Source organism: Paraburkholderia gardini, from assembly GCF_907164575.1.
Lineage (GTDB): Bacteria > Pseudomonadota > Gammaproteobacteria > Burkholderiales > Burkholderiaceae > Paraburkholderia > Paraburkholderia gardini.
The window spans coordinates 180,486-191,999 of sequence record NZ_CAJQYY010000008.1 but is presented as its reverse complement, the minus strand read 5'-3'; the positions used below and the strand labels follow the sequence as shown (position 1 = coordinate 191,999).

9 protein-coding genes are annotated in these 11,514 nt (G+C 63.8%); 7 read left to right on the top strand and 2 right to left on the bottom strand.

Features of this window, described 5'->3' with window-relative positions; translation table 11 throughout:
- Positions 1 to 200: 200 nt before the first annotated feature.
- The 4 genes from pgl to LPA34_RS09025 all read left to right on the top strand — a co-directional run bounded on the left by pgl (position 201) and on the right by LPA34_RS09025 (position 4,813).
- On the top strand, positions 201 to 905 hold the full coding sequence (gene pgl, locus LPA34_RS09040) for a 6-phosphogluconolactonase (RefSeq protein ID WP_228977148.1): 705 nt from the start codon (positions 201 to 203) through the stop codon (positions 903 to 905).
- On the top strand, positions 883 to 2,802 hold the full coding sequence (locus LPA34_RS09035; RefSeq protein ID WP_228977146.1) for a bifunctional transcriptional regulator/glucokinase: 1,920 nt from the start codon (positions 883 to 885) through the stop codon (positions 2,800 to 2,802). The genes pgl and LPA34_RS09035 overlap by 23 nt, the downstream gene beginning before the upstream one ends.
- A 284-nt stretch (positions 2,803 to 3,086) precedes the next feature.
- Positions 3,087 to 3,428 (top strand): helix-turn-helix domain-containing protein, encoded by a 342-nt coding sequence (locus LPA34_RS09030; protein ID WP_228977144.1) that lies wholly within the window; start codon positions 3,087 to 3,089, stop codon positions 3,426 to 3,428.
- Between the two features lie 38 nt (positions 3,429 to 3,466).
- A complete protein-coding gene (locus LPA34_RS09025) occupies positions 3,467 to 4,813 on the top strand; it encodes a type II toxin-antitoxin system HipA family toxin (RefSeq protein WP_228977142.1) in 1,347 nt (448 codons plus the stop codon).
- Between the two features lie 118 nt (positions 4,814 to 4,931).
- Here the strand turns inward: LPA34_RS09025 and LPA34_RS09020 are convergent, their stop codons facing one another.
- Positions 4,932 to 6,155 (bottom strand): Bcr/CflA family multidrug efflux MFS transporter, encoded by a 1,224-nt coding sequence (locus LPA34_RS09020; protein ID WP_228977140.1) that lies wholly within the window; start codon positions 6,153 to 6,155, stop codon positions 4,932 to 4,934.
- 268 nt (positions 6,156 to 6,423) lie between these two features.
- On the opposite strand from LPA34_RS09020, the gene hemL reads away from it, so the two are divergent.
- From hemL to LPA34_RS09005, 3 genes are read left to right on the top strand one after another with little or no spacing between them, the layout of a single operon-like run.
- Entirely contained in the window at positions 6,424 to 7,743 is a 1,320-nt protein-coding gene (gene hemL, locus LPA34_RS09015; protein WP_228977139.1) for a glutamate-1-semialdehyde 2,1-aminomutase, read from the top strand.
- A 25-nt stretch (positions 7,744 to 7,768) separates the two neighbouring features.
- The gene (gene ribD, locus LPA34_RS09010) at positions 7,769 to 8,917 is read left to right on the top strand and encodes a bifunctional diaminohydroxyphosphoribosylaminopyrimidine deaminase/5-amino-6-(5-phosphoribosylamino)uracil reductase RibD (RefSeq protein ID WP_228977135.1); all 1,149 of its coding nucleotides are present in this window, start codon (positions 7,769 to 7,771) and stop codon (positions 8,915 to 8,917) included.
- Between the two features lie 32 nt (positions 8,918 to 8,949).
- Entirely contained in the window at positions 8,950 to 9,579 is a 630-nt protein-coding gene (locus tag LPA34_RS09005) for a riboflavin synthase (RefSeq protein WP_228977133.1), read from the top strand.
- 104 nt (positions 9,580 to 9,683) lie between these two features.
- Here LPA34_RS09005 and LPA34_RS09000 read toward each other — a convergent pair whose 3' ends face one another.
- Entirely contained in the window at positions 9,684 to 11,447 is a 1,764-nt protein-coding gene (locus tag LPA34_RS09000) for a hypothetical protein (RefSeq protein WP_228977131.1), read from the bottom strand.
- Positions 11,448 to 11,514 lie beyond the last annotated feature (67 nt).

Below are 11,514 nucleotides of genomic sequence, written 5' to 3'. Positions count from 1 at the left end.
ACACACCTGCCGCCCAATTCCCGGGCCGGGGCACGCAGGGCGGCGTGCCCCTGACCGTTGCAACGCCGCACTGGAAGTATCGAGCCGGCCGACGTATCTGGCCTCTGCCTTGCGACGCAGCACATCGCGTATCGCGCACCGGCGGAAATATGGCTGGCTTACACTTTCGCAAACCTACAAGAAAGCAGCATGGAGGAGAAGTGATCGAGCTTCACGCTTTCGACGACCAGCAGGCCCAATCCGGCGCGCTGGCGAAAGCGGTGGGCGACGCGTTACATGCGTCCCTTACCGCGCAGGCGAACGCGCCCCAACCGGGCGCGCGCCGGGCGACGCTTGCAGTATCGGGCGGCGCCAGTCCGCGTCCGTTTCTGCAGACATTGTCGACCTGTCCTTTCGACTGGGCGCACATCGATGTGACGCTGGTCGACGACCGCTGGGTGCCCGAAACCGATGCCGCCAGCAATTCGCGGCTCGCGCATGAAACGCTGCTGAAGAACGCCGCGGCCGCCGCCGCGTTCTGGCCGCTCGTCGACACCGCACAGACACTCGACGCCCACATCGCCGCCCTGAATGCCGACGCCCTGCGCCGCGTTCCGGACGTCGCGATCCTCGGCATGGGCGAAGACGGCCACACGGCCTCGATCTTCGCCGACGCGCCCGAGTGGGACCACGCGATCACGACACCCGAGCGTTTCGTCGCCGTGCATCCGGGCAGTGCGCCCCATGCGCGTGTGAGCTGGTCGCTTTCCGCGCTGCAACAGGTCAGGCATCTGTATCTGCTGATCGCCGGACCGCGCAAGCTGGAGGTGCTGCAACAGGCCGCCGCTGCGCCACAAAAAAATGCCATCTCGAAGTTGGCGAACGACAAGGGAGTGAGACTCGATGTCTACTGGTGTGCAAACTAAGGCTGTCCCGGGCGCGGGCCAGCACGCCGACGGACCGAGACTGCTCGCGGACATCGGCGGCACCAACGCGCGTTTCGCGCTTGAAACCGGTCCCGGTGAAATCACCCAGGTGCTGGTGTATCCGTGCGCGGAATACCCGGGCGTCGCCGAAGTCATCAGGAAGTATCTGAAGGACACGAAGATCGGCCGCGTGAATCACGCGGCGATCGCGATTGCGAACCCGGTCGATGGCGACCAGGTCAGCATGACCAATCATGACTGGACGTTTTCGATCGAAGCGACACGTCGTGCGCTCGGCTTCGATACGCTGCTGGTCGTCAACGACTTCACCGCGCTCGCGATGGCGCTGCCGGGCCTGACCGACGCGCAACGCGTGCAGGTCGGCGGCGGCGCGCGTCGTCCGAATAGCGTGATCGGCCTGCTCGGCCCGGGCACGGGCATGGGCGTATCGGGTCTGATTCCCGCCGACGACCGCTGGATCGCGCTCGGCAGCGAAGGCGGTCACGCGACGTTCGCGCCCGCGGACGAACGCGAAGACATCGTGCTGCAATACGCGCGCAAGAAGTGGTCGCACGTGTCGTTCGAGCGCGTGGCCGCGGGCCCGGGCCTCGAAGTGATCTATCGCGCGCTCGCCGGCCGCGACAAGAAACGCGTGGCGGCCAATGTGGATGTGGCGGAAATCGTCCGGCGCGCGCTCGAGGAAAACGAGCCGCTCGCACTGGAAACCGTCGACTGCTTCTGCGGCATTCTCGGCACGTTCGCCGGCAATATCGCGGTGACGCTCGGCGCGCTCGGCGGCATCTATATCGGCGGCGGCGTCGTGCCGCGACTCGGCGAATTCTTCGCGAAGTCGTCGTTCCGCAAGCGCTTCGAGGCGAAAGGCCGCTTCGAGGCGTACCTCGCGAATGTGCCGACGTATGTGATCACGGCGCAGTATCCGGCGTTCCTCGGCGTGTCGGCGATTCTCGCGGAGCAGCTGTCGAACCGCGCGGGCGGCAGTTCGTCGGCGGTGTTCGAGCGTATCCGCCAGATGCGCGATGCGCTGACGCCGGCTGAACGCCGCGTCGCGGATCTCGCGCTGAATCATCCGCGTTCGATCATCAACGATCCGATCGTCGATATCGCGCGCAAGGCCGACGTGAGCCAGCCGACGGTGATCCGTTTCTGCCGCTCGCTCGGCTGCCAGGGTCTGTCCGATTTCAAGCTGAAGCTCGCCACGGGCCTGACCGGCACGATTCCGGTGAGTCACAGCCAGGTGCATCTCGGCGACACCGCGACCGACTTCGGCGCGAAGGTGCTCGACAACACGGTGTCGGCGATCCTGCAGTTGCGCGAGCATCTGAACTTCGAACACGTCGAGCGCGCGATCGATCTGCTGAACGGCGCGCGACGCATCGAGTTCTACGGCCTCGGCAATTCGAACATCGTCGCGCAGGACGCGCACTACAAGTTCTTCCGCTTCGGCATTCCGACCATCGCGTACGGCGACCTGTACATGCAGGCCGCTTCGGCCGCGCTGCTCGGCAAGGGCGACGTGATCGTGGCCGTGTCGAAGTCGGGACGCGCGCCGGAACTGCTGCGCGTGCTCGACGTTGCGATGCAGGCCGGCGCGAAGGTGATCGCGATCACGTCGAGCAACACGCCGCTGGCGAAGCGCGCGACCGTCGCACTGGAAACCGATCACATCGAAATCCGCGAATCGCAGCTTTCGATGATCTCGCGCATCCTGCACCTGGTGATGATCGACATCCTGGCGGTGGGCGTGGCGATCCGTCGCGCGATGCCGAGCCCTGAGGTAAGCGAAGCCGTCACCCGCGTGCGCGAACGCGCCGACGACGATTCGACCGCCGTGCTCGACTGGTTGAGCCACGGCGCGGCGTCTTCGGCAAAAGACTGAGTTTTATCCTTACCTGAAATCCCCCGAAACTGAATGGTTTCGGGGGATTTGCTTTTGCTGGCTGGAGATGTCCGCGGAACACGGTGAGCCGTCTCGCCGCTGCGGCAGGGTCAGCAACTCGCGCTCGCATTCCCGGTTTGAATGCTCGTAAAATCGAGCATTATTAGCATAATGCTCGATTTTACGAGCATAACTCCGCAAACGAGAATTTGACACGCGACGCTTGATAGCCCAATATGCTCGATATATCGAGCATTAGGCTCGTAATGAGCGTTTTAACGAACATGAAGGTCACCCAGGCTTCCAACCTCACGCCGCGCCTCCTCGAGCAGAGCAGGCGCCTTGGGGAACTGCTCGCACGCCTGCGCATCGCGCGCGGCGTCAAACAGACCGACGCGGCATTGCGCGCCGGTCTGTCGCGCAACACCGTGTATCGCATCGAACACGGAGATCCCGGTCTTGCCATCGGTCAGGTGCTGCGGTATCTGGACGCCATCGCACCCGGCACGTCACTTGAAATCCTGTATTCGGAAAAAGACCCGGCGCTGGCGGCATTGGCAGCGCGCGAGCGCAAATCCCGGGTGCGCGAGATGAGCGCAGCCGAGCGCGACGAACTGAATTTCTAGTTATTCACGTCACTCTGCTGAGCCGAAAAAGGAACCCGATGCCAACTCGCGAATCAAGGCTGACAGCTTTTGCCAACATTGGCGCGCAATGGGCGCCATGCGGACAACTCGTCTTGACCGAGGAGGGCTCGAACCTTATCGCATCGAGCTTCGCGTATGGCCTGAACTACCTCAAACGCAATGACGCACTGGAGGTGGACCCGGTCAGCCTGAGCATTGCAGACAGGACTTCCATTTCAGGCAAGTACCTGCTGCCGGTCAACGCCCTTAATTTTTTTGGTGGTATCCGCGACGCGGCGCCAGATTCATGGGGACGGCGCGTTATCGAGGCCAAGCTCAAGGCGCCACCGAACAGCCTGGCTGAATCGGAGTATCTCCTGCACGCGGGAAGTGATCGCGTGGGAGCGCTCGACATCCGTCGCAGCCGGACGGATTTGCCGACCGTGGGCGTGAGCAACTGGCACACCCTGAGCCATCTGATGGAAGCTGCGCAGCGCATCGAGGATGGTCTGCCCGTTCCGGCCCATCTGGAAGCCATTTACGTGGAGGGCACCGCTCTGGGTGGCGCGCGCCCGAAGGCCTCCGTTCGCGATGAGCAAGGCGTGCTATGGCTTGCCAAGTTCGCAAGTCGCCATGACCGGTTCGATATTCCGGGCATCGAGTACGCCGCGCTCAGAATGGCGGAGAAAGCAGGGTTGAGGGTGCCGCCCGTGAAAACGCTGTTCCTCGGCAAGCGCCGCATCATGCTCATCCGTCGGTTCGACCGCTACTGGATGGTGCCAGGCGGCTCACCGGCGCCGCACGCCGACCTCCTCGAGCTCGGGGCCGGCGATGGGCGAGCTGAACATCGCTCGGGGTTTGTCAGCGGCCTCACGCTTCTGGCGTGCGACGAGACCGAGTCGCGCGACAAGTCGTATGCCGATCTGGCCGACGCGATTCGGAGATACTGCCATCCAGGCGTGATTCGCGATGACAACGCAGAGCTCTTCAAGCGCATGGTCTACAACATCTTCGTCAGCAACGACGACGATCACCTGCGCAACCACGGCTTCATCTGGGATGCCGCGTTGCCCGGCTGGCGGCTAAGCCCCCTTTACGATGTGCTGCCTCGCGCGAGCAATGCCACCGAGCGCTATCTCCATCTGAGCATCGGCAACGATGGGAGACTGGCCACGCTCGACAATGCCCTCGGCAGCCACGACAAGTTCACGCTGTCGCGGCGCGCCGCCAGTCAGTTGATTGCGGATATCTGGCGCGTGGTGCGGGAGTGGCGAGTCTACTTCGAGGCGTTCGGTATCGACCCCGCGGAGATGGATAAAGCCGCACCGGCGTTTCGCCACATCGACGATATCTCGACGCCGGAGCTGCGCAAGTTGTTGCCCTGATATGTCTCACTGAATACCACTGCGCCACCCACGCCCGGCAGTTGCCACCATCCCCGGTTTTATCGTGCGATCTCGTACGAAGGAAGCGCACGGCGTCCTATCGCGCGGGTCGCCTGCGTCAGGCCGCGTGCGCGCCGGGCAACGGCCGGTCGTGCCAGCGCAGCACGAGCCAGCGGCCAAGCAGGCACAGCAACCCGGCTGCGCCGATCGTGACACCCATGCCCTTCGGCGTTCCATCCTGCCAGAGCCCGACCGCGAGACTCGCGAGCGCGCCGAGCGCGAGCTGCACGGCGCCAAACACAGCGGCGGCGGCGCCCGCGTTACGCGGATAGCGGTGCATCAGTTCGGTCGTGCAGTTGGCCGACAGCAGCCCGACCACGCCAACCACGAAAAACAGCCCGGCAACGATCGACCACAAGCCGCCCCATCCCGTCAGGCAAACCAGCGCGACAAAGAACGAGGCGCCGCAACTGATGCCCGCGGCCACCGAGATCATCGGCATCGGGCCGTGCCGGCCGACCATCCGCGTATTCATGAAGTTGCCGAACATGATGCCGATGATGTTCAGCCCGAACAGAAAGCCGTAGTGTTGCGCCGAGACGTGGAAGTATTCGATGTACACGAACGGCGTCGCGGTGATGTACGCGAACATCGAAGCGAACGCCATGCCGCCGCACAGCATGTGTCCCCACGCAACCGGATCGCGCAGCAGCTTGCCGTACGCCGCGAACGACTGCAGCACCGCCGACCCTGCGCGCTTCTCACGCGGCCAGGTTTCCGGCACGCGCATGAACGCCGTTACCGCGCAGACCGCGCCGAACGTCGTGAGCGCGACGAACACGACACGCCAGCCGCCCAGCAGCAGCAACTGCCCGCCGATCAGCGGCGCGAGCAGCGGCCCGATCGACGTGACGATGGCCAGCATCGACAGCACGCGGGCGGCTTCGGTGGGTTCGTGCGCATCGCGGGCGATCGCGCGCGCCAGCACGGATGCGGCGCCCGCGCCGAGCGCCTGGACGAAACGGAACATCATCAGTGAGCCGATCGAGAACGACAGCGCGCAGACGACGCTCGCGAGCGTGTACATCACGATGCCGCCGAGCAGCACCGGCCGGCGTCCGAACGAATCCGACAGCGGGCCGTATAGCAGCATGCCGATCGAGAAGCCGAACATGAAGCTCGTCAGGGTCGACTGCGCGGCGCCCGCGCTGACGGCAAACGCCTGCGCGATCGACGGCAGGCTCGGCAGGTACATGTCGATGGAGATGGGCCCGCATGCGGCAAGCGCACCGAGCAACAGAATCAGCCGGCGATCGGGCCGGCCTCTGGCAGCGAGAGACATGGAAATCCAGATGGGGCGGCCCGCCAGGGCAATCAGCGAGCGGCAGGAACGACGGGGTCAGTGTCTGCGCATTGTACGCGACGCCTAAAAGCGCCGTTCGCGATCCGTCCCTGCCCTGCGCCCGGCCTGAACGACGCGACTCCGGTACAATTTCGTCACCATCCAGCCGCCGCTGGCGCCAGCATCGGCGAGCGCACCGCCGCGCTTCCGTGCGCCAGCCGCGCGTGCTTCACGATCAGGCAGATCACTTTCAGCAGGTCCAACGTTCATGTCCAGCACCTCCAGCTCTTCCAGCATTTCCAGCACACCCCGCAGCGAGGCACTCTTCGAGCGCGCCCAGCGCACCATCCCGGGCGGCGTCAATTCACCCGTGCGCGCGTTCCGCTCGGTCGGCGGCACGCCGCGTTTCATCGAGCGCGCGCAAGGCGCGTACTTCTGGGACGCCGACGGCCAGCGCTATATCGACTACATCGGCTCCTGGGGGCCGATGATTCTCGGTCACGTGCATCCGGAAGTGCTCGAAGCCGTGCAACGTGTGCTGGCAAAGGGCTTCTCGTTCGGCGCGCCGACCGAATCCGAAGTCGAAATCGCCGAGGAAATCTGCAAGCTGGTGCCTTCGATCGAACAGGTCCGCATGGTATCGAGCGGCACCGAAGCGACGATGAGCGCGCTGCGTCTCGCGCGCGGCTTCACGAACCGCAGCCGCATCGTCAAGTTCGAGGGCTGCTATCACGGCCACGCCGACGGCCTGCTCGTGAAGGCGGGTTCCGGTCTGCTGACGTTCGGCAACCCGACCTCGGCGGGCGTGCCGGCCGATATCGCGAAGCACACCACCGTGCTCGAATACAACAACGTCGCGGAACTCGAAGAGGCGTTCAAGGCGTTCGGCAACGAAATCGCCTCGGTGATCGTCGAGCCGGTCGCGGGCAACATGAACCTCGTGCGCGCGACGCCCGGGTTCCTCGCTGCACTGCGCCGCCTGTGTACCGAATACGGCTCCGTGCTGATTTTCGACGAAGTGATGTGCGGGTTTCGCGTCGCGCCCGGCGGCGCGCAAGAGGTGTACGGCATCACGCCGGACCTCACGTGCCTTGGCAAGGTGATCGGCGGCGGCATGCCGGCGGCCGCGTTCGGCGGACGCCGCGACATCATGGCTCACCTCGCGCCGCTCGGCGGCGTGTACCAGGCGGGCACGCTCTCGGGCAACCCGATCGCCGTCGCGGCCGGCCTGAAGACGTTGCAACTCATTCAGGCGCCCGGGTTCTACGAAACGCTTTCCGCGCAGACGTCGCGCCTCGCGAAGGGTCTCGCCGAAGCAGCCCGCGAAGCCGGCGTGCCGTTCGCGGCCGATTCGCTCGGCGGCATGTTTGGTCTCTACTTCACCGATTCGATTCCCGCGAGCTTCGCGCAGGTCACGAAGAGCGATGTGCCGCGCTTTAATGCGTTCTTCCACAAGATGCTCGAAGCGGGCGTGTACTTCGCGCCATCGGCGTATGAAGCGGGCTTCGTGTCGATCGCGCACGACAACGCCATCATCGACGAAACGATTGCCGCCGCGCGCCGCGCGTTTGCCGCGCTCGCGGCCTGAACCCCCTCTACCCAAGTCGTCGCCGATGTTCTCGCAAACCGATTTCGTCCATATGGAACACGCGCTCGCGCTGGCTAAGCGCGGGATGTACACAACCGACCCGAATCCGCGTGTCGGCTGCGTGCTGGTCAAGAACGACGAGGTGATCGGCGAAGGCTACACGCAGCCCGCCGGTCAGGACCACGCCGAGATTCGCGCGTTAAAGGATGCGCGCTCGCGCGGCCACGACCTGCGCGGCGCCACTGCCTATGTGACGCTGGAGCCGTGCAGTCACTTCGGCCGCACACCGCCGTGCGCGAGTGCGCTGATCGATGCGCAGGTCGAACGCGTGATCGCCGCGATGGAAGATCCGAATCCGCAGGTGTCGGGCCGCGGTCTTTCCATGCTGCGCGACGCCGGTATCGAAGTGCGTTGCGGACTGCTCGAACACGAAGCGCGCGAGCTGAACATCGGTTTCGTGTCGCGCATGACGCGCGGCCGGCCGTGGGTCCGCATGAAAGTCGCGGCTTCGCTCGATGGACGCACCGGCCTGCCATCCGGCGAAAGCCAGTGGATCACCGGCGAGGCCGCGCGCGCCGACGGTCACGCGTGGCGCGCGCGTGCTTCGGCGATTCTCACGGGTATCGGCACGGTGAAGGAAGACAATCCGCGCATGACCGTGCGCGCCGTCGATACGCCGCGCCAGCCGCGGCGCGTCCTGATCGACAGCCAGCTCGACGTGCCGCCGGAAGCGCAGATCCTGGTCGGTGCGCCGACGCTGATCTTCTGCGGCAATCTCGACGAGCGTCACACGGAGCGCGCCGAAGCACTGCGCGCGCGCGGCGCCGAGATCGTGCAGATGGCCAACGCGAACGGCAAGGTCGATCTGCCCGCGATGCTGAAGGCGCTGGGCGAACGCGGCGTGAATGAACTGCACGTCGAGGCGGGCTACAAGCTGAACGGCTCGCTGCTGCGCGAAGGCTGCGTCGACGAACTGCTGATCTATCTCGCGCCAAGCCTGCTCGGCATGGATTCGATGAGCATGTTCAACCTCGTCGCGCCCAGCTCGCTCGCTGGACGCACGCAACTTCGATTTCATGGCATCGATCGCGTCGGCGACGACCTGCGGATTCTCGCGCGCTTCGCGCCGCCCGCCGCGTCCGGGACGCCCGAAGCCACCGACGCTTCGCACTGAGCACACTGAATACACGCAAAGGAACCAGCACGATGTTTACCGGAATCGTCGCGGCCGTGGGCCGCATTGAATCAGTCAAGCCACTCGGCAACGATGGCGATGCGGGCGTGCGCCTGAACATCGAAGCCGGCGCGCTCGATCTCGACGACGTGCAACTCGGCGACAGCATCACCGTTCAGGGTGCGTGCATGACGGTCGTTGTAAAGACCACGCATTCGTTCGAAGTCGACGTGTCGCGCGAAAGCCTGAATTGCACCGCGGGCCTGGGTGAACCGGGCGAAGTGAATCTCGAGAAAGCGCTGCGTGCGCATGACCGCCTCGGCGGTCATATCGTTTCGGGGCACGTCGATGGCCTCGGCACGGTCACGCATTTCGCGCCGGTTGGCGAATCGCATGAACTGCGCGTGCTCGCACCGCGCGACATCGGCCGCTATCTGGCATTCAAGGGGTCGATTACCGTGAACGGCGTGAGCCTGACGGTGAACTCGGTCAAGGATCGCGACGACGGCTGCGAGTTTTCGATCAACCTGATTCCGCACACTGTGGAAGTGACGACGCTCAAGAACCTGCGCGCGGGTTCGAAGGTCAATCTGGAAATCGATCTGATTGCGCGGTACACCGAAAGAATACTGTCGTCGGCGTCACCCATAGCGCGCAGCTAACCGCTGCGGCTGCCCTCGCTGCGCAACCGCTTTGTCGCTGCGTGCAAGTCGTCCATTGGGCGACTTCGGAACCCCCGGCTTCGTTGAACCCGGCGTGGCAGATGTCAGACCGTCACGCCGAACCCGAGCTTGCGGACAAGGCTCCGAAATTTTTCCTCGTGCTCAAGCCTGACCACCAGCTGCCGCTCGCCGGCGCGTAGACACAGACCAGTTGCTTCCTTCGCATCCGCCACCATCGAAGCGATCTTTTCGTTCTCGCAATCAATCAGTAGCACGGTTCCCAGGACTTTGAGCGCTTTCCCCTGCTGCTCGGCAGCCTTTGAGAACGACTCCACTGTTTCAGGCAACGGTTGATCTTCTCGTGCCTCGAGAAACACCCGAAGCTCGCCAATATCGAGCCCTTTCTCGATGGCACCAACGGCCCTTTGAAGGTCCAGACGCCACCTATTTTCCGCCTGTTCCTCTGCCCACGTAGCCAGCGTCAGCATTTCGTCGATTGAGAGCCGTCCGTCGACGACATTCACTTGCAAACTCGGCAACACAGCAAGCTTGACGCTCGGCACAACAGGAGGAGGCGCGTACTCGTCGTTCAGTCCGAGGCAATATGCACCGAGCGAGCTAACGCGGAAATACATCAGGCCATCGTAGCGGCTCAGATATTCCAGGTCGTCGGTCCCCCACATCCCGCGATAGTCGTCACGCACGCCGGCGGGCTCAATATAGGCGACATCGACCACACCGAGGGCCGCTGCGTACTCGAACAGCACGCAAAGAAGATATCGAAACTGCAGAATTGACCAGTCGTGGTAACCGTCGTGGCCCAAGTTACCGTATTGCGGTTCGCAGATATAAAGGCTCCAGGGATCATTCGCCACTTCAAATTTACGCCCAGTCGCCTCCATGAACCGGGAAAGGTCGTCAACGCCGACCCAGGCTCCGATCGGGCAGTCCCTCAGCACTTCACTGATCACAGTACGACGCGGCGCTACCGCGGTCATCGCTCGCGCTTTGGACTTTTGCCCCTTGATGACATCGATGCGGCTAAATTCATCGAACAGATTGGTCTTCAGCCATTTGTTCCAGATCGCTCTCAAGACCATGGCTGGCGCGGACGTCAACGCTTTTCGACCAGCGACACTCAAAGCCAGTTTGCTGCCGTTTCGTTGCACCAGCCCTCCTGCCTGAAGCAGCAGCGGCCAAGAAAACGCCTTGAGCGGACCGGTGCGCGGGTCAGAGGTACCGCCGGCCGGCCGATAGAAATCCCCATTGGCAAGGTGCTCCGTCAGCAACCGCAACGTAGCGCTTCCGGGCAGCGACGTTTTCTCGCTCGTCTGAACCTTCCCCTGGTCCGCCAGTCGCAGCAAAACCGGAAGATCGACCAATGCATCGAGTTCCGTACGCCTCACAGTCAGCTGTTTTTCGCCGATCTTTTCGGGCAGCGCGCCGACCGGGCTCAGCCTAACGGGTGCAGGCTCATGTACGAAACCGCGCAGCCGTTCACCGAGTTCGAATGGCAAGCTGTAGCGACCGGCCTCGTAATACAGGAAAAGACCCAGCGCCGTCGGCTGCCCGCGGTAGGAATAGCGCCGGCCGCCCTCGTCGACGGTGAAATCCGGCAATCTCCCGTATTTCGCTCGAAACCGCTTCGCATCGAAGACCCCTCGCTCAGCGTACGCAGCTTCGGCAACAGCCATGCGTTGCGTATCGTCCAGGCGATCCCAAAGCGCGCGCAGCCCATCGCCATCGAGACTCTTCAGGATCTGCCCGATCAGTTGGTCTTTCTTTCCAGTCAGCGTCGTATCAGGCAGCCAGCGCATAAGCGATTTCAGCTGGTCCACGGTGAGGCGCAAGAGCACGTCGTTCAACATATCGATGGTGGGTTTGGTCTGGCAGGTGCAAAGCAGGTGACTGGCATTATCGCCGACCGTCAGCTGG